Here is a 22,406-nt window from a genome sequence, read left to right as displayed (position 1 = left end):
AGTGCCTCCTGTTTCCGTCGATCAGACCTTAACCCGGCCCGCCGCCAAAGGAGCCGACGGCCCTGGTCGGTGTCAGTGCCGTCGCGTACGGTGAAGCACACCTGGAGTTCACGTCACGCAAGAACCGTCCCTCTCACGAACAGGAGACCGATGGTGCCGGTCCTTCCTGGAGCCGAGCCGTTCCGCCACGAGGGCGGCGAGATCGGCGTCCTGCTCTGCCACGGCTTCACCGGTTCCCCCCAGTCGCTGCGCCCCTGGGCGGAGTACCTCGCCGAGCGCGGCCTCACGGTCTCGCTGCCGCTGCTGCCCGGGCACGGCACCCGCTGGGAGGACATGCAGCTCACCGGCTGGCCGGACTGGTACGCGGAGGTGGACCGCGAGCTGCGTGCCCTGCGCGAGCGCTGCGCGCGGGTCTTCGTGGCCGGCCTGTCCATGGGTGGCGCGCTGGCGCTGCGCCTCGCCGCCAAGCACGGGGACGCGATCAGCGGGGTCGTCGTCGTCAACCCGGCGAACAAGGTGCACGGCCTGTCCGCCTACGCCCTTCCGGTGGCCCGCCATCTCGTGCGGACGACGAAGGGGATCGCCAGCGACATCGCCAAGCCCGGCAGCGCCGAGCTGGGCTACGACCGGGTGCCGCTGCACGCGGCGCACTCCCTGCGGAACTTCTTCCGGCTGGTCGACGGCGAGCTGCCGCAGGTCACGCAGCCGCTGTTGCTGCTGCGCAGCCCGCAGGACCATGTCGTGCCGCCGGTCGACTCCGCGCGCGTGCTCAGCCGGGTCTCCTCCCGGGACGTGACGGAGATCCTGCTGGAACAGAGCTACCACGTCGCGACGTTGGACCATGACGCGGACCGGATCTTCGAGGAGAGCCTCGCGTTCATCGGCCGGCTCGCACCCAGTGTCGGCAAGGAAGGGACGGCCGCTGGTGGCTGAGCACGACTCGGATCGCGAGGACCGCGAGCCGGAGGAGCAGGGCGTCCCGTTCGACGAGGACGCCGCGTGGGCCGCGATCGTCGCCGGGTACGGCGAGGAGCCGAAGGACCCGCCGGGCACCAAGCCGTTCAAGTCGATCGAGGATCTGGCGCTGCTGGAGCCCGAGACGAACGACGAGCCGTCCCGGCCGCAGCCGGGCAAGGAGGAGAAGCCGGCGGGCCCGCTGGGCAGCTCCATCTCCTTCGCGCCCGGCGTCGGGCCGCGCGACTACGCCGCCCGCGAACCCTCCGAGGACGACTTCGACGAGGACGACGAGGGCCACTTCGTCCCGCCGGAGCCGCCACCGCTGCCGACCGCCGACACCACCGCGAAGTTCGCCTGGCTCGGCGTCATCGGCGGTCCCGTCCTGCTGCTGCTGGCGGTGCTGTTCGGCTGGGAGATGACCTGGTGGCTCGCCACGCTGAGCGTCGGCGGGTTCCTCGGCGGCTTCGCCACGCTGGTGATGCGCATGCGCACGGACGACGACGAGCCCGACGACCCGGGCCGCGGCGCGGTGGTCTGACGCCCCGCGCCCGACACACGAGCCACTAGGGGGTGTTTTGAAAGCCCGCACAGCACCCGCGGCGCCCGGCACGCCGAGGCCACGCACCGTACACCGCGGACACCGCACCGGACCTTCAAAACACCCCCTAGTGTGCGGGGATTCTGAGGGCGGCCAGGACCGGGAGGTGGTCCGAGGCCGTCCTCAGGTCCGTCTCCGTGACGCCGGGGAGGCCGACGGGGACTCCGCAGCCGAGCACCTCGACGCCCTTGGTGGCGAAGATCGCGTCGATGCGCTGGAAGGGGGTGACCTGGTCGAAGGTGTACTCCTCGCCCCAGGGGGCGGTCGCCCAGCAGTCCTGGAGGCCGGCCGCCAGGCGCTGGAAGCTGCGGCCGGTGGGGCGGTCGTTGAGGTCGCCGCCGGCGATCGCGTGGTCGACGCCGAGGCCGGCGAGGCGGTCGAGGAGCATGCCGGCCTGGTCGTGGCGTTCGTCCGGCTGCAGGGAGAGGTGGCAGCTCAGCACGCCGACACGGACCGCGCCGAAACGCAGGACAGCCGTGGCGAAGCCGCGTCGGTGCAGGCCCGGGGTGAGGGGCAGGAGGACGTCCTCGGTGCGCTCGACGGTGGCGCGCAGGTCGCAGAGGATCGCCGGGCCCGCCGCCGTACCGCCGCCGGTGAGGATGACCAGGCCGGACGCCGCCGCCAGGCGGGCCAGTTTCTTGCGCCAGCGGAAGAAGCGGGGGGCTTCCTGGATCAGGACGAGGTCGGGTGCGCAGGCGCTGATCACCCGGGCGAGGGCGTCGGTGTCGTCGCGCATCGAGCGGATGTTGTAGCTCAGGACGCGGATGACGGCTGAACCGTCGGGCTCGGTGAGGGAGTTGGGGAACGGCTCCATGTGATCAATCTACGGCCCCGTGGGGAGGGGCGCGAGGCCTGTGGACGGCCGGCGGTCGCACCTGGCCGCGCCCACGCGGCGGAGCCGCTCGTCGACGCGGCCCCGCGCCCCTCGAGGTCGTCCGCGCTACATGATCGGGTCGGGCTCGCGGGCCAGATCCGCCGCGCCCACCAGGCCCGCCTCGTTGCCCAGCTGGGCCGCGATGACGTCGGCCACCGGGCGCCAGTTCCCGCCGACCAGCCAGCGCTTGTAGGACTTGCGGATGGGGTCGAGAACCAGTTCGCCCTCGTCCGAGAGACCGCCGCCGACGATGAAGGCGGAGGGGTCGAAGAGGGAGGCGAGGTCGGCGAGGCCGGCGCCGGCCCAGCGGGCGAGTTCGCGGTAGGAGTCGACGGCCACCGGATCGCCCTGGCGGGCCGCCATGGAGATGTGCTTGCCCTCGATGCCCTCGGGGGTGCCGTCTCCCAGGGACAGCAGCACCTCGGCGTGCTCGGGGGTCGCGTTGGCGCGCTGCTTGGCGTATCTGACCAGGGCGCGCCCGGAGGCGTACTGCTCCCAGCAGCCCTGGGAGCCGCAGCCGCACAGCAGCCCGTCGGGGACCATGCGGATGTGGCCGAACTCGGCGGCCACGCCGAAGTGCCCGCGGCGCAGCTTGTTGCCGATGATGATGCCGCCGCCCAGACCGGTGCCCAGCGTGATGCAGATGACGTTGCGGTGGCCCTTGCCCGCGCCGAACTTGTACTCGCCCCACGCGGCCGCGTTCGCGTCGTTCTCCACGACGACCGGGAGGCCGACGCGGACCTCGACCTTGTCCTTCAGCGGCTCCTGGCGCCAGTCGATGTTCGGCGCGAAGTAGACGGTGGAGCGCTGCCGGTTCACGTAGCCGGCCGCGCCGATGCCCACGCCGACGATCTCGTGGCCCGCGCGCGCCCCCTCGACGGCGGAGGCGATGGCGTCCACAATGCCCTCGGGCGTGGCCGGGGTCGGCACCTTGAAGGTCGAGAGGATGTTGCCTTCCTCGTCGACCACGCCGGCCGCGATCTTCGTGCCGCCGATGTCGACGCCGATGGTGAGTCCCATGAATCCCTCAGTTTCGGTCGAGCCCCGCTACGGCCAACCGTACCCGAGGCCCTGCCGTGGGATTCCCGTCGTCCGCCCGGCGGACGGGCCGGGCCGCCGTCGGGGAGGTCAGTCCAGGTCGATGCGCTGCCCCGGGCCGCTGCCCGCACCGTCGTCGCGGTTCTCCTCGAGGTCCTTGTGCAGGTCCGTGCCGCGGGTGGTCCAGCGCTGCTCCTGGGCCTGGACGGCGGAGCGGTAGGCGGCGAGGAGTTCGTTGCCGGCCGCCGCCAGGTGGTCGAAGACCTCCGGGTTGCGCTCCATGACGGGTTCGACCGCCGCCCTGGCCTGCTGGACGACCTGCTTCACCACCTGCTGCGCCGCGGGCCCGGCGACCGCCCCGAACAGCGGCGACTGGATGGACGACAGCTTCTCGGAGACGACGTCGACCAGCTTGCGCAGTTCCTCGGCGGCCGAGACCGGCGGCTGGCCGTACTCGGCGCGGCGGCGGGCCTTCTCCGCGGCGAGGTCCTCGGCGGCCGCCGTCGCCCAGGCGTCGGCGTCGGTGGCCCGCACCTCGTCGACGGCTTCCTTCTCCGTGGCATCCGACGGGGGGAGCTCTTCGCTCATGACGGACTCCTGACTACGGTTCGTCCTTACGACGTTACCCGAACGGCCGTACGTCGTTCAGGCCCTGTCGGGCCACAGACCCGGGTCCGGCGCGAACCGGATCCGCAGCTCGCCGTCGCGCAGGGCGGCCCCGCGGACGGTACAGCGGCGCAGCGCGGACGGCAGCGGCACGATGCGGCGGAACGGGCCCGCGGAGAGGACGAGTTCGTCCCCGCGCCGGATCAGGTCCAGGTCCTCGCGCACGGCGCCGGGCAGCGGGAGGTGCCAGACCAGCACGCCGTCCTCGGCGAGCCGGTCGGCGACGGGCCACTCGACGGTGGACGTCGTGTCGTTGACGCCGGGCACGGGCAGGGCGGCGAGGTCCTCCGCTCCGCGCGGATCGTGCCCGAGGTGCGGGACCTGACGTACGTCGTAGGACTCCCGCCATTCCTCCAGCGCCTTGCGCTGCTGGGCGACCAGGCCGGCCGGCCACTCCTCCGGTACGACGCGGTTCGCGACCAGCACGTCGGGGCGCAGCCCGCGCAGCGCGAGCGCGAGACCTGCGCCGCGTACCGCGTCGGCGCCGGCCGGCCCGGGTTCGGCGACCAGGCGCAGCGCGGTCTCCGGGTCGGCGAGGACGGCCTCGACGGCGGCCAGTTCGGTGTCCCAGCGCGCCGCCGTCTCGTACAGCCACTCCGAGGGCATCGGCACCCCGGCCAGCCGGCCGAGGACCGGGCGCAGCGCGCGGGCCGCCTGCCGCTCGGCGGGCATCAGCCGGCGCAGGTAGCGGCGCAGTTCCTCGGGCAGCGCGAGCAGGGCGAGGGCCTGCTCGGTGGGCGGCAGGTCGACGACGAGGAGGTCGAACCGCTCCGACAGGGCGGCGTCGCGCAGGGCCCGCAGCAGGGTTAGTTCCTCGGCCCCGGGCAGAGGGGTGACCTCCTCGGCGTCCAGCCGGGAGGCGCCGAGCAGGTCGAGGACGCCGGCCGCGCGTTCCTGGAAGGCGGTCAGGTCGTCCCGGAACCCGGCGACGGCGTCGGGACGCCAGGCGGTGAGGTCCGGGCCGGCGGAGACGGGCGCCGGGCCGGTCGCCGTTCCGAGGGCCGCGCCGAGGGTGTCGGCCCGGTCGCCGCTGAGGACGAGCGTCCGGGTGCCCGCACGGGCGGCGGCGAGTGCGGTGGCGGCCGCGACGGTCGTGCGACCGCTGCCGCCGGAGCCCGTGATCAGGAGGGTGCGCATGGGGGTGAACGGTACCTTCGTGCACCGCTCTCAAACCGCCGCGGTCACTTCTCCCCGGACTCGACCCGCTTCTTGAGACCGGCCAGCGCCCGGTCGATGATGACCTTCTCGGCCTTCCGCTTGATCATCCCCAGCATCGGGATCTTCACGTCCACGGTCAGCCGGTAGGTGACCTCGGTCGCCCCCGCGCCGACCGGCTTAAGGATGTACGAGCCGTCGAGCGAGCGCAGCATCTGGGACTTGACCAGCGTCCAGGAGACCTCGTTCGCCCCGGTCCAGGTGTAGCCGAGGACCTGGTCGTCCTTGATCGCGCCAGCGTCCATCACCAGACGGACCTGCTGGGCCCGCCCCTGCGCGTCGGTCTCGAGAACCTGCGCCTCCTTCACCTCACCCGTCCAGTCCGGGTAGCGCGCGAAGTCGGCGATCACCCCCATGACGTCGGCCGGTGCCGCCTCGATCGTGATGCTCGAGCTGGTGTGTTCCGCCATCGCCGTGGCTCCTCCAGATGCGGGCCGGTACTGAGGTCGTCCTGCGCACGTGTGTGCAGCGTGAAGGCTACCGCGCGCCCGACCAGCCGAGTTCACCCGTACCAGGCTGTTCACCATTCGAGCGCCCACGGTTTCCCGGTCCCGGCGAAGTGCCCGACGTTCACGCACTCCGTCGCCCCGATCCGCATCCGCCGCACCAGCGGCTGGTGGACGTGACCGAACAGCGCGTAACGGGGACGAGTCCGACGGATCGCCGCCAGCAGTGCCCGGCTGCCCCGCTCGAAGCGCCGCGCCACCGTGTCGTAGACCAGCTCCGGCACCTCCGGCGGGATGTGCGTGCACAGGACGTCCACCTCGCCGACCGCGTCCAGTTTCGCCTGGTACTCCTCGTCGCTGATCTCGTACGGCGTGCGCATCGGGGAGCGCAGGCCGCCGCCCACGAAGCCGAAGGTCCGGCCGCCGATCTCGACCCGTTCCCCGTCGAGCACGGTGGTGCCGGGCCGCGCGAACTGCGGCCACAGCGGCGGCATGTCGACATTGCCGTAGGTCGCGTACGTCGGTGTCGGGAAGGCCGCGAACATCTCGGCGTACTGCCGGCGTACCGCCTGCTCGATCGCGGTGGCCCGGTCGGCGCCGATGCCGCTCCACAGGCGGCGGCCGAACTCGCGCGCCTCCTCGAAGCGGCGGGCGGTGCGCAGCTCGACGATGCGGTCGGCGTTCTCCCTGCCGAACAGGTCGGGGAAGATGCCGCGCGAGTGGTCGGCGTAGTCGAGGAAGAGGACGAGGTCGCCGAGGCAGATCAGGGCATCGGCGCCGTCGCCGGCCCGGGCCAGGTCACGGGCGTTGCCGTGCACGTCGCTGACCACGTGGACGCGGGTCCTGGCGCTGCCGGCCGGTGTGGATGCCATGACGATCAAGCGTAGGCGTGTGGGGTGGACGTGAACAGTGGCGGCAGGACCTGCGGTTACTGGCCAGTCAGTTAGTTGGTGGACTACCGTACGCGGAGGAACACCAATCCGTGTGACGCAGCGTACATCTCGCCGGGACCCCCTGTCGGAGAAGCCATACCGGCGGGTAACGTCCGGGCAGTCCAGTCGTGCTCAGGATTTCAACGAGCGATCGCCTGAGTACCTGCCCGAGCCTTGGACGCACCGTCGCATCGCACAACGTCGTGGCGCCGGCGCCTTATGAGGAGCAGCAGTCTTGCGCGAGTTCAGCCTTCCGGCTTTGTACGAGGTCCCTGCGGACGGCAATCTCACCGACATCGTCCGCAGAAACGCCGCGCAGCACGCCGACGTTGCCGTCATCGCCCGCAAGGTGGGCGGCGCCTGGCAGGACGTGACGGCCACGGCCTTCCTCGCGGAGGTGCACGCTGCCGCCAAGGGCCTGATCGCCTCCGGCGTCCAGCCCGGCGACCGGGTCGCGCTGATGTCCCGTACGCGCTACGAGTGGACGCTGCTGGACTTCGCGATCTGGAGCGCGGGCGCGGTCACCGTGCCGGTGTACGAGACCAGCTCGCCGGAGCAGGTGCAGTGGATCCTCTCCGACTCGGGCGCGACCGCGGCCGTCGTCGAGCTGGACGGCCACGCCGCCGCCGTCGAGTCGGTGCGCGACCGGTTGCCCGCCCTCAAGCACGTCTGGCAGATCGAGGCCGGCGGGGTGGAGGAGCTCGGGCGGCTGGGCAAGGACGTCAGCGACGCGACCGTCGAGGAGCGCAGCTCGCTGGCGAAGGCGGACGACCCGGCGACGATCGTCTACACCTCCGGCACCACCGGCCGCCCCAAGGGCTGCGTGCTCACCCACCGCAGCTTCTTCGCCGAGTGCGGCAACATCGTCGAGCGCCTGCGGCCGCTGTTCCGCACCGGCGACTGCTCGGTGCTGCTGTTCCTGCCGCTCGCGCACGTCTTCGGCCGACTGGTGCAGATCGCGCCCATGATGGCACCGATCAAGCTGGGCACCGTGCCGGACATCAAGAACCTCACCGACGAGCTGGCGTCCTTCCGGCCGACGCTGATCCTGGGCGTCCCGCGGGTCTTCGAGAAGGTCTACAACTCCGCGCGCGCCAAGGCGGCTGCGGACGGCAAGGGCAAGATCTTCGACAAGGCGGCGGACACCGCGATCGCGTACAGCAGGGCGCTGGACACCCCCTCGGGTCCCTCGCTGGGCCTGAAGATCAAGCACCGGACCTTCGACAAGCTGGTCTACAGCAAGCTGCGCGCGGTGCTCGGTGGGCGGGGTGAGTACGCCATCTCCGGCGGCGCCCCGCTGGGCGAGCGGCTCGGTCACTTCTTCCGCGGCATCGGATTCACGGTGCTGGAGGGCTACGGCCTGACCGAGTCCTGCGCGGCGACCGCCTTCAACCCCTGGGACCGTACGAAGATCGGCACGGTCGGGCAGCCGCTGCCGGGCTCGGTGATCCGGATCGCGGACGACGGGGAGGTGCTGCTGCATGGGGAGCACCTGTTCAAGGGCTACTGGAACAACGAGGCCGCCACGGCCGAGGCGCTGATGGACGGCTGGTTCCACACCGGTGACATCGGCACCCTCGACGAGGACGGCTACCTCAGGATCACCGGCCGCAAGAAGGAGATCATCGTCACCGCGGGTGGCAAGAACGTCGCCCCGGCCGTGATCGAGGACCGCATCCGCGCGCACGCGCTGGTCGCGGAGTGCATGGTGGTGGGCGACGGGCGGCCGTTCGTGGGCGCGCTGGTCACCATCGACGAGGAGTTCCTGGGCCGCTGGGCCGCCGAGCACGGCAAGCCCGCGGGTGTCACCGCGGCGTCGCTGCGCCAGGACCCGGATCTGCTCGCGGCGATCCAGGAGGCGGTCGACGACGGCAACGCCGCGGTGTCGAAGGCGGAATCGGTGCGGAAGTTCCGCATTCTGTCCTCCCAGTTCACGGAGGAGTCGGGCCACCTCACGCCCTCGCTGAAGCTCAAGCGCAGCGTGGTGGCGAAGGACTACGCGGACGAGATCGAGGCCATCTACCAGAAGTAGGAGGCCACTTCGGTCAGGTGTCCTCGGCGAGGACCCGTGCCATCGTGCGCTCGGCGAGCGCGGTGATGGTGACGAACGGGTTCACGCCGATGTTGCCGGGCACCAACGAGCCGTCGGTGACGTACAGCTTCGAGTAGCCCTTCACCCGGCCGTAGTCGTCCGTCGCCTGGCCGAGCACGCAGCCGCCCAGCGGGTGGTAGCAGAAGTCGTCGGCGAAGACCTTGTTGGACGTGCCGAACAGGTCGTAGCGGTAGATCGTGGCGTTGGCCGCGTTGATCCGGTCGAAGAGCTTCTTCGCCATGGCGACCGAGACGGCGCTCTGGGCGGCGGTCCAGCCCAGTTTGACCCCGTCGCTCGCGGCGTCGTAGGTGAAGGCCGCCCGCTGAGGGTTCTTGGTGATCGCCAGATAGAGGCTGACCCAGGTCTCGAAGCCGATGGGCAGTGGGGCGATCTCGGCGAAGACCGGGTTGGCGGCGTTGTCCCAGTCGTCGATGCCCATGACCGGCATGGTCGACTGGTTGGCGCCGGTGGTGTCCCAGACGTGGTTGGCGCGGCCCAGCATGGTGTTGCCGTTGGGTCCCCAGCCGGCACCCACGCTGGAGTTGAGCGCGGGCAGCGCGCCGGTGTCGCGGGCCCGCACGAGCAGTTCGGTGGTGCCGAGGCTGCCGCCGCCGAGGAAGAGGTAGGTGCAGCTGTACTGCTTGGTCTCCACCACCTTGCCGGTGACGTCGACGCGGTCGGCGGTCAGCTGCCAGCTCCCGTCGCTCGCCCGGTGGACGGCCCTGACCCGCTCCATGGTGTTGATGGTGACGTTCCCGGTGCCGAGCGCGGCGGCCAGGTAGGTCTTGTCGAGGCTCTTCTTGCCGTAGTTGTTGCCGTAGATGACCTCCTGACCGAGCGCCGACTTGGTGGCGGTGCCGGCGGCCTCGCGCTCCATGTAGCCGAAGTCGTAGACGTTCGGCACGAAGGTGGTCTTGAGCCCGGTGGTGTCGGCCGCCTTCCTCGAGGTCCGGGCGAACTGGTACCACTCGGTCGACTCGAACCAGGCGGGGTCGATCGTGTTGACGCCGAGCATGGAACGGGCACGCGGGTAGTACGTGTTGTACATCTCCGTCGCGTCCACGGTGGGGAACTGCTCGGTGAAGTACGACTGGCGCGGGGTGACCGCCATGCCGCCGTTGACCAGGGAGCCTCCGCCGACACCGCGCCCCACGTACACGGACATGGCGTCGAAGTGCACCCGGTCCAGGACGCCCGGGTAGGGGGTGATGTTCCTGTTGACGACGTCCAGCCACAGGAAGGTGGCCAGCGGGGCCTCGGTGCGGGACTTGAACCACATGGAACGCTGGTCCGGGTTGGCGGTGTTGCAGAAGATCTTGCCGTCCGCGCCGGGCGTGTTCCACAGCTGCCCCATCTCCAGGACGAGGGTGCGGATGCCGGCCTGACCGAGCCGGAGGGCGGCCACGGCGCCGCCGTAGCCCGAACCGACCACGATCGCGGGGGCGTTGTCGACGGCGGCCGCCTCCTCGGCCGCCTGGGCCGAGGTCAGGCCGATACGGGTGAGACCGGCCGCGGCGGCCGTCTGCAGGGCCATCATGCCCAGAATGTGACGTCTCGTCAGCTGACGCTGCATCAGTTTTGCTGTCATGTGCGCAGCATGGGCGGATTTTCCGGTTCCGCCTAGAGCTACCGCAGGGTTTGGATCGGACCTTTGTCGGTGTCCTTCACAGAAGCGTCCTGAGCCTCTGTGCCAGCAGGTCCCACCGCCACTTCTCCTCGACCCACTCCCGTCCCCGCTCCCCCATGCGGCGCCTGAGTTCCGCGTCGCCGAGCAGCGCGGTGACACGGTCGGCCGTCTCCTCGACCGAGCCGCCCCGCACCACCCAGCCGGTCTCGCCGTCGAGCACGGCGTCCGGGGCGCCGCCCGAGTCCCCCGCGACCACCGGCAGCCCGGTCGCCGACGCTTCCAGGTAGACGATGCCGAGTCCCTCGACGTCGAGACCGCCGCGCCGGGTGCGGCAGGGCATGGCGAAGACGTCCCCGGCGCCGTAGTGGGCGGGCAGCTCCGACCAGGGGACGGCACCCGTGAAGCGCACGGAGCCGGCGACGCCGGTCTCGCGCGCGAGCTTGCGCAGCTCGCCCTCGTAGGGGCCGCCGCCGACGATCAGGAGCACCGCGTCCGGCTCGGCGGCCAGGATGCGGGGCATGGCGAGGATGAGGGTGTCCTGTCCCTTGCGCGGCACCAGCCGGGACACGCACACGACCACCGGCCGGTCGCTCAGCCCGAGCCGCGCCCGGACCGCGTCACCGCCGGAGCCCGGGTGGAACACCTTCTCGTCGACCCCGGGCGGCAGCTGCACCATCCGCCCGGCCGCCCCGGGCGTCAGCGCGGAGGCGATCCGTGAGCGCGTGTACTCGCCCAGATAGGTGATCGTGTCCGTCGACTCCCCGATCCGGCGCAGCAGCTGCCGCGCGGCGGGCAGCTGGGCCCACCCCGCCTCGTGCCCGTGGGTCGTCGCCACCAGCCGCTCGGCGCCGGCTTTCCTGAGCGCCGGTGCCATCAGCCCGAGCGGCGCCGCCGCCCCGAACCACACCGACGTGCACCCGTGCTCCCGCAGCAGCCGCACGGCCGTCCGGGTGGCCGCCGGCGTCGGCAGCAGCATCGTCGTACGGGCGCGTACGACGGTGAAGGGCTGCTCGGCGTCGAAGGCGCGGGTCGCCCGGGCGCCCTCCCGGCCCCGCTTCCAGGTCGAGGCGTGGACGACGAGCCGCTCGGGGTCCAGGCGCAGCGCCATGTTGTGCAGGAAGGCCTGGATGCCGCCGGGGCGGGGCGGGAAGTCGTTCGTCACGATCAGCGTCTTGTGCATCGTCGCCGACCCTACCGGGCAGGTCCGCACGGGCGGGCCCGGCCGCGTTTATGGTGGGTTACACAGGTGAGCAGGACATCATGTTCCCCTCAAGACGAACCGAGGCGAACAGCGGGCCGAAGGGGCACGGGTGGACATGGCGGGTGCGAGGCGGTCCCTGGCGGGACTGCTGGGGACCTGGGGGCTGACCAGGCTGCTGCTGCTCCTGTTCGTCTTCAAGGTGTGGACCTTCCCGGGCCCGGACGTCACCAGCGACGTCTCGGTGATCTACCAGGGCTGGTACGAGGTGCTGCGCACCGGGACCTTCCCGCGCGGGGACGTCACCTGGCAGTACCCGCCCGCCGCCGCCCTCGCGATCCTCTCCCCCGCGCTGCTGCCCTTCCTGCAGTACGCGTCGGCCTTCTTCGTCCTGGCCTTCCTGGCCGACGCGGTCGTCCTCGCCCTGGTCGTGTACGCGGGCCTGCGTCCGGGCAAGTCGCTGCGCGGCGCCTGGGTGTGGGTCGCGGGGGTGCCGCTGCTCGGGCCGACCGTGTACGCCCGTTACGACGTGATGGTGACGGCGGTGGCCGTGGCCGCGCTGCTCGCAGGCGCCCGGCGCCCCCGGGTGATGGGCGTCCTGGTGGGCTTCGCGGCGCTGCTGAAGGTGTGGCCGGCGCTGCTGCTGGTCGGTGCCCGCAAGCGGGGCGCGTGGACCTGGGCCGCCGGTTGTGTCGCCATGGTGGGGGGCCTGTTCGCGGTGTCGATGCCGGGCGCGTTCTCCTTCCTGACCGCCCAGCGCGGGCGCGGCACCGAGGTGGAGTCGCTGGGCTCCCTCGTCTTCCACGTGGCCCGGCACTTCGGCTGGGGCGGCCGGGTGCTGTTCAACTACGGCTCGATCGAGTTCGTCGGCCCCTGGGTGGACGCCGTCAGCTCGGCGGCCCTGTTCCTGACCGGGGTGGCCTTCGGCTGGCTGCTGCTGTGGCGGTTGATGGCGACCCGGTTCCTGCCGGCCACGCTCGCCGACGCGGCCTTCACCGGGGTGCTGATGTTCACGGTCACGAGCCGGGTGATCAGCCCGCAGTACCTGGTGTGGCTGATCGGCCTCGCCGCGGTCTGCCTGTGCTTCCGCGGCAGCCGGATGGTCCTGCCCACCGCCCTGGTCCTCACGGCGGCCCTCCTGACGGTGCTGGAGTTCCCTCTCTGGTTCCAACACGTCGTGGCCTCCGACCGCCTGGGCGTCACCCTCCTCCTCCTGCGCAACGGCCTCCTGCTCCTCGCCGCGATCCTGGCCGCCCGAGAACTGTGGCGCTCGACGGTCTCCCGAGCCCCGGTCCCCCCACTCCCCACCCAGCCCACCCGCACAAAGGAAACGTCCACGTCCTCCTGACGGCCCCATAGGGGCACGGGACAGGCGCCGTTCGCCCTGAAGGGGCGCGGGGCTGCCTCAGCGCAGCTGTGCGCGCAGGTACTGTCGCCACTGCTCGGTGAACTTCTCCGGCGTGGTCCCGAGCACCTTGCTCATCGCGTCCTCGACCGAACCAGCCCGCTGCCGATGATCGCCCACCGCCCGGTAGAACTGGCCGAGCCGCCCGACCCCCCACCGCTCGGCGATCAGCCGGCACGCCAGCCAGCCCCCCTCGTACGCCTGCGCCAGCTTCGTCGCGTCGCCGCTGAACCCGAAGTCCCCGTCGGCCGGCAGCGCGGCCGGCACCTGCCCGTCGTCGACCGAGCGGGCCAGCTCGGGCGCGGCCTGCACCGCGGTGCGGCCGGTGCCGAGGTAGCCGATCCAGTCCGCGTACCCCTCCGACAGCCACAGCGGGGTCGCGGCCGTGGTGTGGGCACGGGTGGCGACATGGGTCGTCTCGTGGGTGAGCACGACCTGCTTGCCCAGCGTGCCGAGCAACGCGTACGCGTCGGGGTTGACGATGATCCGGTCCGCGGGCGCGTGCGGCGGCCCGCCGACCTCGCCGGTGGTGACCGCCGCGATCCCTCGGTACTGGGAGGCCGGCGAGCCGAGCAGCCCCGCCATGCCGTCCAGGGACTTCGGTACGAGGATGATGACGTGCCGGGACCAGTCGGTGCCCCACGCCCCGGAGACGGCCGGTACGGCGTGGTCGGCGAGGTCGGCGTACACGTGCAGCTGCTCGCTGGACTGGCCGACGCCGAGGACGAGGCTGCGTGTGCCCCGCACGACGCTCACCTCGCCCTGGTCCCACAGCTGCTGGGCGGTCTTCTGGGCGGGGACGTCGGCGTCCACCTGCCAGCGCCCGTTCGCGTCCCGGGACAGGGTGAGCGTGCGGCCCACGGTGACCGGGGCGTTGTCGTACCCCTGGACCTGGTACCGGAGTTCGGCGTCCGCGGTGGCGCCGTCGCCGTTCTCGTGCAGGGCGGTCACACGGTACGACCAGCCGGCCAGCGGCACCCCGCGCAGGTTCTCGAACCAGCTGAGCGAGCCCGTCTTCAGGAAGGCCACCCGGTCGCGGTCGAGGACGGCGGTGGAGCGCCGGTCCAGGACGCGCTGTACATCGCTTGTGGCCCTGCCGTCGGCGGACTGTCCGCCGCAGCCCACCAGCGCGACGAGCAGCAGGACGAGCGCCACGACACCCGAACCCCACGCCCGACCACGACCACCAGCCACTTCCCGATCGTAAGGCCGACCGGGCACGGGGCGTCAGACCCTCGTGACGGAGGACACCGGCATCATGTCGACCGGGTCGTAGCGCACGGGGGCGCCCGGATAGGGCGCGTGGATGACCTGGCCGTGCCCCACGTACATCGCCACATGGCCGGCGTCGGAGCGGTAGACGACCAGGTCGCCGGGTTGCGCCTGGGAGAGCGGGATCTGCCGGCCGGCGTACCGCTGCTCCTGCGAGGTGCGCGGCAGATGGACGCCGGCCTGCGCGTACGACCACTGCATCAGGCCCGAGCAGTCGAAGCCTGAGGGGCCGGTGGCGCCCCAGACGTACGGCTTGCCGAGCGCTGAGCGGGCCGCGGCGAGCGCGGCGGCCGCGCGGGCGTCGGGCGGGACGACGGCGGAGAGGTCGGGGATGTCGTCGCCGCCCGAGCGGGAGGCCCGGTCGTAGGCGGAACGCTCCGCGGACGACAGGGAGTTGAGCAGGCGCTGGGCCTGGGCGAGCTTCCGCTCGACGGTCTTCTTGTGGGTCGCCACCGCCGTGCGGCTGCGCTGCAGCTCGGCGAGCTTGCCGGCCGCCTCCGTGCGCTCCTGGGCGAGGTCGCGCAGCGCCGACTGGAGTTTTCGGAGCTGGTCGGCCTGGCGGGTGGTGATCCGGTCGAGCGTGGAGGCCTTGTCGAGGTAGTCGGCCGGGTCGTCGGAGAACAGCAGGGCGACGGTCGGGTCGATGCCGCCGGCGCGGTACTGGGCGCCGGCCAGCGAACCGAGCGAGTCCCGCAGGGCGTTGACGCGCTGCTGCTGCCGGGCGATGGCGTCCTGGGCCGCACCGACCTCCCGGCGCAGTGCCGCGGCCGCCTCGGCGGCCTTGTCGTACGCCTGGGTGGCGTCCTCAGCCTCCTGGTAGAGGCGGTCCACCTCGGCCCTGGTGTCGGTGTGCGGGGCGGCGTTCGCCGGTACGGCGCCGAGGGCGGCGGCCGCGGCGGACAGGACACACAGGGCGCTTCCGGCACCCCGGTTGAACCCGGACGTCGGTACAAGGCGGCGATGGGACCCCACGGGAAGCCGCGCTCCTTCCGCAGACGACAAGGACTGCTCCCCGCCGCGGCGGGGAAACGCGGCAGACAGTAGCCGTGGAGCGGGGGCCCGGCCAAAGACCCCGTGCGTGCACACACAGTGACGCCCCGCCTCTGACGCAGGTCATCGGCGGGGCGCGGGGTCAGCGGCAAGCACCGCAATTCGCCCGTTCGGGCGGCACGCGGAGGGTCAGGCGATGCGGACGCCGAACTGGAAGGGCATGTCGCTCATCGACTCGTAGCGCACGACGGTGCCGGTGCGCGGAGCGTGCAGCACCATGCCGTTGCCCGCGTAGAGGCCGACGTGGTGCAGGTCGCCGTAGAAGAGCACGAGGTCGCCGACCTGGAGCTGGCTGGCGCTGTAGATCCGGGTGCCGGCGTTGGCCTGTTCCTGGGAGGTGCGCGGGATGGTGACGCCGGCCGCCTCGTATGCCTTGGAGGTGAGGCCGGAGCAGTCGAAGGTGCTCATACCGGAGGTGCCGTAGGCGTACGGCTTGCCGAGCTGGCCCTGCGCCCACTGGAAGGCGGCGCCGGCCCGGCCCGAGGCGGGGGCGCTGTTGCCGAGGTCCACGCGCTGGCTGGCGTCGCGGCTGGCCCGCTGGTCCGCCGCGTTGAGGGCGGCCCGCTCCGCGGACGTCAGGGAGTTGAGCAGCTTCTGCGCCTCGGCGAGCTTGCCCTGGACGGCGCTCTTGCGGGCAGCCAGCTCGGTGCGGGTGGAGGAGAGGTCCTTGAGCTTGTCGGAGGCCTCCGCGCGCTCCTGGGCGAGCTCGCGCTGCTTCTCCTGGATCTTCTTCAGCGCCTCGACCTGCTGGGCGCTGAGCTGGTCGGCGGTGGACGCCTTGTCCAGGTAGTCGTCCGGGTTCGACGACAGGAAGAGCTGGAGGGAGGAGTCGATGGTGCCGCTGCGGTACTGGGCGGCGGCCGCCAGGCCGATGGAGTCGCGCAGCGCGTTCAGCTCCTGCTGGCCGCGGGCGACGTTGTCCTGGATGGTGGAGATCTCCTTCTGGAGCTTCTGCTCCTTCTCCTTGGCCCCGTTGAGCTGCTCGGAGGCCTGCTCGGCCTCCGAGTAGAGCGCGTCGACCTTCGCCTTGACCTCGTCCTTGGAGGGCTTCTCGCTAGGCGCGGCATTGGCGGCCTGGGCGCTGAAGGCAACGGCGGCAGCAGCTGCGGTGGAGAGCACGGTCACACGCGCTCGACTGGGCTGCTTGGGTCGACGATGGGACGCCACGGAGGTGAACTCCTTCTTTTGAGTGATCACCCGCTCGGAGGTTCGAGGCCAGACCCTAGTGACCTTCCTGTGATCAGATCAAATCCTCACACCAAAAAATCCCGTCACGCAATGCATTCTTTGCACACAACTCACATCGCGTCACGACGGGTTGACACTACGTTGCGTGACGATCGCACCAAATCGGGCATTAAACCTGGAGATTGACGTTTACGACAGGCGGCGGAAGACGGGGTCAGGACAGGCGCTTCAGCAGCATCGCCGAGGCGACCGGACGCGCCCCCGCCTTGGCGACCCCGTCGGCCACCTCGCGGTCGGTGGAGGCGACGATGACGGGCCGGCCGGGCGGCTCGGCGCGCACCAGTTGGCGGATCAACTCGTCGGCGGTGACTCCCGGCTTGGAGAACAGCACCCGCACGCCGCGCGGGGGCGCCAGCAGCACCGGAGCCGCCAGTTCGGCCCCGTCGAAGACACAGGTCACCTCGGCGCCCGTCTGCGCGGCGAGCTGCGAGAGCTGGCCGAGGAGCCTCAGGCGCTGCTTCTCCAGGGGCATCTGGGGATAGCCGGTCTTGGTGACGTTGTAGCCGTCGACCACCAAGTGCGCCTGGGGCAGGGCCAGCAACTGGTCCAGGATGGCCGGGTCGTGCTCCGAGAGCGCCCGCGCGGCGATGTCCTTCGGGGTCATTCGTCCCGGTTCGACCGCGTCCACGGAATCGGCGGGCCGTGCAGACAGGGGCGGCAACGCCAGTTCGCGGCGCAGCCCCTGGGCCGCGTCCAGAACGGTGTCAAGGAGCAGCCGGACGCGCATGTCCTCGACACTGCGCCCCTCCCGCGCCGCTCTGCGCGTGGCCTCCAGGGCCGCCTCGGCCTCCCCGAGCCGCGCCTTGAGCCGCCGGGACTCGCTCTCCGCGGCGGACACCTGAGCCTGCCCCTCGGCACGCACGGTCTCGATCTCGCCCTGCACCTTCCGCAGGGCGGCCTCGCCGCGCTTGACGTCGCTGAGGGCGGCGCGGAGCTTGCGGTGCAGCGACTCGGCCTCCTTGCGGGCCGACTCCAGCTCCAGGCGCAGTCGCTCGGTCTCCGCACGCGTCTGGTCGCGGGCGGCCGCGAGTTCCCCGCGCAGCCGCTCCAGCTCCGCCCGGCTCTCCTCGTCGGCCCGCTCGGCGTCCGCCCGCTGGGCCTCCTCGCCGGCCGCCGTCACCAGCTTGACCCAGTCTGTGGGGCGCAGAACATAGGCCGCGGCCGCCACGTCGAGCGGATCCGCGGCCGGGGGCGGCGAGCCGGAGTCGAGGGCGCCGGCGAGTTCCGGCTGGGCCTCTCTGAGCTTCTCCCCGATCCGCTGCCGGAACAGCGGATCGCTCTCCAGGGCGGCCGCCATGGCGTTCCCTGCGAACTTGGCCCGCCGGTTGGGGGCGAACCGGGCGTACTGCCGCAGCTGGGCGGGCAGTTCGGCGACGGTCAGCCCGCCGAAGCCGTCCGAGACGATCTGGACGACTCTCCTGCGCACGCCGTCGGGCAGCGGACGGTCGAGCACCTCGGCGGCGCCGTCGCCCGGCCCCCCGCCTTGTGTCTCCGCCATCCGTCACACCCCATCACTGTGCGGGGCCGCTCCCGGTCAGGAGCCGGCGCCCGGCCTGTCCACGAGTTCCACCTGGTCCACCGCGTTGCACCAGCGGCAGCGCACCGACTCGATGGTCTCACTGACCACCTCGCGCTCCTCCACCTTCGGCTCTCCGGCCAGGTCGAGGTGGACGTACTCGACGACCTTCGACGAGCGGGTCACGTCGAAACGCGTCAGGTTGCCGCAGAGGGTGCAGCGCCACCGCGTCGTGGCGGTCGGCAGGGGAACCGTCATCGTGACTGTGCTCTTCCTTCTAGTGTCCGTGACGCGCCAGTTTCCCTGGAGCGTGTGGCCGTAACCCTACGGCCTGCAAGCGACCCTCCGCTGGAGCGTCCCCAGGGCCTGTCCGGCGGCGAGGCGGTCTGGGCGGCTGCGTCCCGTTACGTCATGCTCTGTGTTCATGATCGGCAACTGGAACGTGACCTTCGGCAGAGTGCTCCGCACGCCCTCGGCGCCGGTGACGTACGGGCTGATCGCCCTGTGCTGCCTGCTCTTCCTGGCCGGCCCGGCGGCGGGGCTGAACCCGGCCTACGGCTCCGGGGACGCGCTGCTCGCCGCCCAGCGCGCGTACTTCCACCGGTGGGGTGTGGTCCCGGCCCAGCTGTTCGCGGGGTCGCCCAGGGCGGCCCTGACCCCGGCCACCGCCCTCTTCGTGCACGGCAGCTGGGTCCACCTGCTCGGCAACATGCTCTTCCTCTACGTCTTCGGGGCGATGGCCGAGGAACGCATGGGCCGCCTGCAGTTCACGCTCTTCTACGTCGGCTGCGGCTACCTGGCCCTGCTGGGGTACGCGGCCGCCAACGCCGCCTCCGAGCAGTCCCTGGTCGGCGCGTCCGGGGCGATCTCCGCGGTCCTGGGGGCGTTCCTGTACCTCTTCCCCGGAGCCCGGGTGACAAGCCTGCTCCCGTTCCTCTTCTTCCTGCCCCTGCGCTTCCCCGCCTGGGTCGTCCTCCCCTTCTGGGCGTCCCTGCAGTGGCTGGCGGCGGGCCGGGCGGCCCAGGGGCCCGGGGTGGCCTACCTGGCCCACCTGGTGGGCTTCGGCCTGGGCTTCCTCTTCGCGTGGGCCCGTTTCCGCCGTACGACTAGAGTGAGGGCCGCCCCAGCTCCGGCCCATGAGGGAGAGAACCAGCCGTGATCACCGCGATCGTCCTCATCAAGACCAGCGTGGACCGGATCCCCGAGATCGCGGAACGGATCGCCGCGCTGGACTCCGTCAGCGAGGTCTTCTCCGTCACCGGCACCTACGACCTGATCGCCATGGTCCGCGTCAAGCAGCACGAAGACCTCGCCGAGGTCATCCCGGGTTCGATCAGCAAGATCCCCGGCGTCGAGGCCACCGACACCCACGTCGCCTTCCGCACCTACTCCCAGCACGACCTGGAAGCGGCGTTCTCGATCGGCCTGGACAGCTGAGGCGACGTACCTCAGGTCAGACCGCCGGCACGCAGCGGCCGTCCTCGGTGCGGTACTGCCACTTCGCGCCCTCCGTCACCAGTTCCCCGACGGCGGTCACGAAGCGCTCGACGTGCTCGTCCGGGGTGCCGGCGCCGAAGCTGACCCGGATCGCGTTCAGGGACTTCTCGCCGGGCGCGGCCTCCGGGGCGCCGCACTCGCCCTGGGTCTGCGGGTCGCTGCCGAGCAGGGTGCGGACGAGGGGGTGCGCGCAGAAGAGGCCGTCGCGCACGCCGATGCCGTACTCGGCGGACAGGGCGGCGGCGAAGTGGGAGCTGTTCCAGCCCTCGACGACGAAGGAGATCACGCCGACCCGGGGGGCGTCGTCACCGAAGAGGGACAGCACCTTCACCTGCGGCACCGCCGCCAGGCCCGCGCGGACCTTCTCGATCAGGTGCTGCTCACGGGCGACCAGCGTGTCGAAGCCGGCCTCCGTCAGCGCCTTGCAGGCCGAGGCGATGGAGTAGGCGCCGATGACGTTCGGGGAGCCCGCCTCGTGCCGGGCCGCGCTGTCCTGCCACTCCACGTCCACTCCCCCGTCCTCGCGCCGGGTGACCTTGCGGCTGGCGCCGCCGCCCGCGAGGTAGGGGTCGGCTGCCCGCAGCCAGTCGGCGCGGCCGGCCAGGACGCCGGAGCCGAAGGGGGCGTACAGCTTGTGGCCGGAGAAGGCGACCCAGTCGACGTCGAGGTCACGGACGCTCACCGGGTGGTGCGGAGCCAGCTGGGCGGCGTCCAGGACGATGCGGGCGCCGTGCGCGTGGGCGGCGGCGGCCAGCTCGCGCACCGGCCACAGCTCGCCGGTGACGTTGGAGGCGCCGGTGACGCAGACCAGGGCCGGGCCGTACGGGTCGCGGGCGGCGAGGGCCTTCTCCAGCGTCTCGACGGCCTGCTGCGGGGTGCGCGGGGCGTTGAGGTAGCTGACCCGGGTGTCCTTCCAGGGCAGCAGGCCGGCGTGGTGCTCGGTCTCGAAGACGAAGACCTGGCAGTCGGCGGGGAGGGCGCGGGCGAGGAGGTTGAGGGAGTCGGTGGTCGACCGGGTGAACACCAGCTGGTCGTCGGCACGGCAGTCGAGGAACTCGGCCACCGTCTTCCGGGCGTTCTCGAACAGGTCGGTGGAGAGCTGCGAGAGGTAGCCGGCGCCGCGGTGGACGCTGCCGTAGTACGGGGCGTAGGCGGCCACGTCGTCCCAGACACGCTGCAGGGCGGGGGCGCTGGCCGCGTAGTCGAGCGCCGCGTAGGTGACTTCGCCGCCCGTCACGAGCGGGACGGTGACATCCCGGCCCAGAACGGGCAGCGGGGCACAAACAGCCTGGGCGGAGGCAGCGGTGGAGACAGACATGGGGAACTCCCGTGAGAAGGCATGCGCGGGCATGCGGGAAGAGAGAGGAAAGGGGTGCGCGGAGGCGGGGCTCGGCGGCCCTATCGCATTCGCTTGCTCACGGAGGACTCCCTCGATGACCAGGATCCCTGGCGTGTGAGGGATCCGCGCTTGCCGTGGACCTCGCTGCCTACGGCCTGGTCTTCACCCGGGGCACCCCGCCACGGACGGAGGGTTGCCGGACAGTCGGCCGGGGCCTCATGACTGTCACTCATGACCTGGGAAGGAACGTACGTGACGTGATCGCGGTCCCGCAACTCCTGTCCGGAATACGGGACCGCGACCGCCGTTCGGCTACTTGTTGCTGGCCGCCACCCAGCGCTCCAGGACCCGCTTGGCCGACCCGGAGTCGATCGACTCCGCGGCCTTCGCCATGCCGACGCGGATCTGCTCGGCCAGGGTGCCGGGGCCGGGGTCGAGAGCGACCAGGGCAGCCGCCGAGTTCAGCAGCACGGCGTCGCGGACCGGGCCCATCTCGCCGTCGAGCAGCCGCCGGGCGACCTCCGCGTTGAACGACGGGTCGCCGCCGCGCAGGGCCTCCACGGGGACCAGGTCGAGGCCGACGTCACGGGGGTCGAAGGTCTCCTCGGTGACCTTGCCGTCCCGGACGACCCAGACGTGGGAGGTGGCCGTCGTCGTCAGTTCGTCGAGGCCGTCGTCGCCGCGGAAGACCAGGGAGGAGTTGCCGCGTTCCGCGAAGACACCGGCGACGACCGGTGCCATGCGCGGGTCGGCCACACCGACGGCCTGGGCCCGCACCCGGGCAGGGTTGGTCATCGGGCCGAGGATGTTGAACACCGTGCGGATGCCCAACTGGCCGCGCGCGGCGCCCACATGACGCAGCGCCGGATGGAACTTGATGGCGAAGCAGAAGGTGATCCCGGCCTCCTGGGCCACCTCGGCCACCCGTTGCGGGCTCAACTCCAGGTTGACGCCCAGCTTGCCCAGCACGTCCGAGGCACCGGAGGCGGAGGAAGCGGCACGGTTGCCGTGCTTGACGACCGTGGCGCCGGTGCCCGCGACGACGATCGCCGACATGGTCGAGATGTTGACGGTCTTGGCGCCGTCGCCACCGGTGCCGACGATGTCCACCGTCCGGCCGGGCACCTCGATCACGTTGGCGTGCTCGTACATCGTGCGCACGAGGCCGTTGATCTCCTCGACCGTCTCGCCCTTGGCCCGCAGTGCCACCACGAACCCGGCGATCTGCGCGTCCGTCGCCTCGCCGCGCATGATCTGGTCCATCGCCCAGGCCGTCGCGTCGGCGCTCTGGTCGCGGCCGTACAGCAGGGCGTTCAGTACCTCGGGCCAGGAACGGCCCGCCGCGGTGTCGCCTCCAGCGGGGGTCACAGCGCTCATACGGCCGCTCCTGGTCGTCGTAGGTCGGGAAAAACGAGTGTGGGGCCACCCTATCCAGC

Annotated in this window: 21 protein-coding genes and 1 riboswitch; of the genes, 6 read left to right on the top strand and 15 right to left on the bottom strand. The window is 71.7% G+C overall.

Going from position 1 to position 22,406, the window contains the following annotated elements:
* The first annotated feature begins 153 nt into the window (after positions 1 to 153).
* Positions 154 to 933 (top strand): alpha/beta hydrolase, encoded by a 780-nt coding sequence (locus tag ACIRVK_RS18330; RefSeq protein WP_404248361.1) that lies wholly within the window; start codon positions 154 to 156, stop codon positions 931 to 933.
* A complete protein-coding gene (locus ACIRVK_RS18325) occupies positions 926 to 1,495 on the top strand; it encodes a hypothetical protein (RefSeq protein WP_404248127.1) in 570 nt (189 codons plus the stop codon). Before ACIRVK_RS18330 ends, ACIRVK_RS18325 begins: the two co-directional genes overlap by 8 nt.
* Positions 1,496 to 1,622: 127 nt before the next feature.
* Here ACIRVK_RS18325 and ACIRVK_RS18320 read toward each other — a convergent pair whose 3' ends face one another.
* From ACIRVK_RS18320 to ACIRVK_RS18295, 6 genes are all read right to left on the bottom strand, one after another.
* On the bottom strand, positions 1,623 to 2,369 hold the full coding sequence (locus ACIRVK_RS18320) for an endonuclease/exonuclease/phosphatase family protein (RefSeq protein WP_404248126.1): 747 nt from the start codon (positions 2,367 to 2,369) through the stop codon (positions 1,623 to 1,625).
* A 126-nt stretch (positions 2,370 to 2,495) separates the two neighbouring features.
* The gene (locus ACIRVK_RS18315; protein WP_404248124.1) at positions 2,496 to 3,449 is read right to left on the bottom strand and encodes an ROK family glucokinase; all 954 of its coding nucleotides are present in this window, start codon (positions 3,447 to 3,449) and stop codon (positions 2,496 to 2,498) included.
* Positions 3,450 to 3,557: 108 nt separating this feature from the next.
* Positions 3,558 to 4,055, bottom strand: coding sequence for a DUF5304 domain-containing protein (locus ACIRVK_RS18310; RefSeq protein ID WP_404248122.1), 498 nt, complete (start codon positions 4,053 to 4,055; stop codon positions 3,558 to 3,560).
* A gap of 57 nt (positions 4,056 to 4,112) precedes the next feature.
* Complete coding sequence (locus tag ACIRVK_RS18305) at positions 4,113 to 5,270, bottom strand: ArsA family ATPase (RefSeq protein ID WP_404248120.1); 1,158 nt, start codon at positions 5,268 to 5,270, stop codon at positions 4,113 to 4,115.
* A gap of 44 nt (positions 5,271 to 5,314) precedes the next feature.
* Positions 5,315 to 5,758, bottom strand: a complete 444-nt coding sequence (locus ACIRVK_RS18300) for an SRPBCC family protein (RefSeq protein ID WP_404248118.1) — start codon at positions 5,756 to 5,758, stop codon at positions 5,315 to 5,317.
* A gap of 110 nt (positions 5,759 to 5,868) precedes the next feature.
* A complete protein-coding gene (locus ACIRVK_RS18295) occupies positions 5,869 to 6,666 on the bottom strand; it encodes a metallophosphoesterase (RefSeq protein WP_404248116.1) in 798 nt (265 codons plus the stop codon).
* 295 nt (positions 6,667 to 6,961) lie between these two features.
* On the opposite strand from ACIRVK_RS18295, the gene ACIRVK_RS18290 reads away from it, so the two are divergent.
* On the top strand, positions 6,962 to 8,758 hold the full coding sequence (locus ACIRVK_RS18290) for an AMP-dependent synthetase/ligase (RefSeq protein ID WP_404248114.1): 1,797 nt from the start codon (positions 6,962 to 6,964) through the stop codon (positions 8,756 to 8,758).
* Between the two features lie 13 nt (positions 8,759 to 8,771).
* Here ACIRVK_RS18290 and ACIRVK_RS18285 read toward each other — a convergent pair whose 3' ends face one another.
* Together ACIRVK_RS18285 and ACIRVK_RS18280 are read right to left on the bottom strand one after the other, a co-directional pair.
* Positions 8,772 to 10,355, bottom strand: a complete 1,584-nt coding sequence (locus tag ACIRVK_RS18285) for a GMC oxidoreductase (protein WP_404248359.1) — start codon at positions 10,353 to 10,355, stop codon at positions 8,772 to 8,774.
* A gap of 127 nt (positions 10,356 to 10,482) precedes the next feature.
* A complete protein-coding gene (locus ACIRVK_RS18280) occupies positions 10,483 to 11,625 on the bottom strand; it encodes a glycosyltransferase family 4 protein (RefSeq protein WP_404248112.1) in 1,143 nt (380 codons plus the stop codon).
* A gap of 130 nt (positions 11,626 to 11,755) precedes the next feature.
* On the opposite strand from ACIRVK_RS18280, the gene ACIRVK_RS18275 reads away from it, so the two are divergent.
* Entirely contained in the window at positions 11,756 to 12,991 is a 1,236-nt protein-coding gene (locus ACIRVK_RS18275; RefSeq protein WP_404248110.1) for a glycosyltransferase 87 family protein, read from the top strand.
* A 57-nt stretch (positions 12,992 to 13,048) separates the two neighbouring features.
* On the opposite strand, the gene ACIRVK_RS18270 is transcribed toward ACIRVK_RS18275, so the two are convergent.
* The 5 genes from ACIRVK_RS18270 to ACIRVK_RS18250 all read right to left on the bottom strand — a co-directional run bounded on the left by ACIRVK_RS18270 (position 13,049) and on the right by ACIRVK_RS18250 (position 18,392).
* Positions 13,049 to 14,242: a hypothetical protein gene (locus tag ACIRVK_RS18270; RefSeq protein WP_404248108.1), complete on the bottom strand. Its 1,194-nt coding sequence runs from the start codon at positions 14,240 to 14,242 to the stop codon at positions 13,049 to 13,051.
* Between the two features lie 33 nt (positions 14,243 to 14,275).
* Positions 14,276 to 15,292, bottom strand: coding sequence for an NlpC/P60 family protein (locus ACIRVK_RS18265; protein WP_404248106.1), 1,017 nt, complete (start codon positions 15,290 to 15,292; stop codon positions 14,276 to 14,278).
* Positions 15,293 to 15,499: 207 nt separating this feature from the next.
* On the bottom strand, positions 15,500 to 16,537 hold the full coding sequence (locus ACIRVK_RS18260; RefSeq protein ID WP_404248104.1) for an NlpC/P60 family protein: 1,038 nt from the start codon (positions 16,535 to 16,537) through the stop codon (positions 15,500 to 15,502).
* A gap of 235 nt (positions 16,538 to 16,772) precedes the next feature.
* Entirely contained in the window at positions 16,773 to 18,116 is a 1,344-nt protein-coding gene (locus ACIRVK_RS18255; protein WP_404248102.1) for an NYN domain-containing protein, read from the bottom strand.
* A 36-nt stretch (positions 18,117 to 18,152) separates the two neighbouring features.
* On the bottom strand, positions 18,153 to 18,392 hold the full coding sequence (locus ACIRVK_RS18250) for a hypothetical protein (protein ID WP_055541554.1): 240 nt from the start codon (positions 18,390 to 18,392) through the stop codon (positions 18,153 to 18,155).
* Positions 18,393 to 18,558: 166 nt separating this feature from the next.
* Between ACIRVK_RS18250 and ACIRVK_RS18245 the strand changes: the two genes are divergently transcribed.
* Together ACIRVK_RS18245 and ACIRVK_RS18240 are read left to right on the top strand one after the other, a co-directional pair.
* A complete protein-coding gene (locus ACIRVK_RS18245; RefSeq protein WP_404248100.1) occupies positions 18,559 to 19,293 on the top strand; it encodes a rhomboid family intramembrane serine protease in 735 nt (244 codons plus the stop codon).
* The gene (locus ACIRVK_RS18240; protein ID WP_404248098.1) at positions 19,290 to 19,571 is read left to right on the top strand and encodes an Lrp/AsnC family transcriptional regulator; all 282 of its coding nucleotides are present in this window, start codon (positions 19,290 to 19,292) and stop codon (positions 19,569 to 19,571) included. Before ACIRVK_RS18245 ends, ACIRVK_RS18240 begins: the two co-directional genes overlap by 4 nt.
* Positions 19,572 to 19,587: 16 nt before the next feature.
* Here the strand turns inward: ACIRVK_RS18240 and ACIRVK_RS18235 are convergent, their stop codons facing one another.
* Positions 19,588 to 20,949, bottom strand: coding sequence for an aminotransferase class V-fold PLP-dependent enzyme (locus ACIRVK_RS18235; protein WP_404248096.1), 1,362 nt, complete (start codon positions 20,947 to 20,949; stop codon positions 19,588 to 19,590).
* 141 nt (positions 20,950 to 21,090) lie between these two features.
* Positions 21,091 to 21,207: riboswitch (SAM riboswitch) on the bottom strand.
* 75 nt (positions 21,208 to 21,282) lie between these two features.
* On the bottom strand, positions 21,283 to 22,347 hold the full coding sequence (gene trpD / locus ACIRVK_RS18230; RefSeq protein WP_404248094.1) for an anthranilate phosphoribosyltransferase: 1,065 nt from the start codon (positions 22,345 to 22,347) through the stop codon (positions 21,283 to 21,285).
* Between the last annotated feature and the right edge of the window lie 59 nt (positions 22,348 to 22,406).

The sequence above is a fragment of the Streptomyces sp. NPDC101152 genome (assembly GCF_044768275.1).
Classification (GTDB): Bacteria; Actinomycetota; Actinomycetes; order Streptomycetales; family Streptomycetaceae; genus Streptomyces.
The sequence above is the reverse complement of the archived record's forward strand: the minus strand, read 5'-3'. Positions and strand labels throughout refer to the sequence as shown.

What these genes read in the sequence shown, in the direction of transcription:
- ACIRVK_RS18250 (WP_055541554.1), bottom strand. Translation starts at nt 18,392, where the DNA reads ATGACGGTTCCCCTGCCGACCGCCACGACGCGGTGGCGCTGCACCCTC.
- ACIRVK_RS18280 (WP_404248112.1), bottom strand. Translation starts at nt 11,625, where the DNA reads ATGCACAAGACGCTGATCGTGACGAACGACTTCCCGCCCCGCCCCGGC.
- ACIRVK_RS18310 (WP_404248122.1), bottom strand. Translation starts at nt 4,055, where the DNA reads ATGAGCGAAGAGCTCCCCCCGTCGGATGCCACGGAGAAGGAAGCCGTC.
- ACIRVK_RS18320 (WP_404248126.1), bottom strand. Translation starts at nt 2,369, where the DNA reads ATGGAGCCGTTCCCCAACTCCCTCACCGAGCCCGACGGTTCAGCCGTC.
- ACIRVK_RS18235 (WP_404248096.1), bottom strand. Translation starts at nt 20,949, where the DNA reads ATGTCTGTCTCCACCGCTGCCTCCGCCCAGGCTGTTTGTGCCCCGCTG.
- ACIRVK_RS18255 (WP_404248102.1), bottom strand. Translation starts at nt 18,116, where the DNA reads ATGGCGGAGACACAAGGCGGGGGGCCGGGCGACGGCGCCGCCGAGGTG.
- trpD (WP_404248094.1), bottom strand. Translation starts at nt 22,347, where the DNA reads ATGAGCGCTGTGACCCCCGCTGGAGGCGACACCGCGGCGGGCCGTTCC.
- ACIRVK_RS18300 (WP_404248118.1), bottom strand. Translation starts at nt 5,758, where the DNA reads ATGGCGGAACACACCAGCTCGAGCATCACGATCGAGGCGGCACCGGCC.
- ACIRVK_RS18245 (WP_404248100.1), top strand. Translation starts at nt 18,559, where the DNA reads ATGATCGGCAACTGGAACGTGACCTTCGGCAGAGTGCTCCGCACGCCC.
- ACIRVK_RS18285 (WP_404248359.1), bottom strand. Translation starts at nt 10,355, where the DNA reads ATGATGGCCCTGCAGACGGCCGCCGCGGCCGGTCTCACCCGTATCGGC.
- ACIRVK_RS18305 (WP_404248120.1), bottom strand. Translation starts at nt 5,270, where the DNA reads ATGCGCACCCTCCTGATCACGGGCTCCGGCGGCAGCGGTCGCACGACC.
- ACIRVK_RS18315 (WP_404248124.1), bottom strand. Translation starts at nt 3,449, where the DNA reads ATGGGACTCACCATCGGCGTCGACATCGGCGGCACGAAGATCGCGGCC.
- ACIRVK_RS18295 (WP_404248116.1), bottom strand. Translation starts at nt 6,666, where the DNA reads ATGGCATCCACACCGGCCGGCAGCGCCAGGACCCGCGTCCACGTGGTC.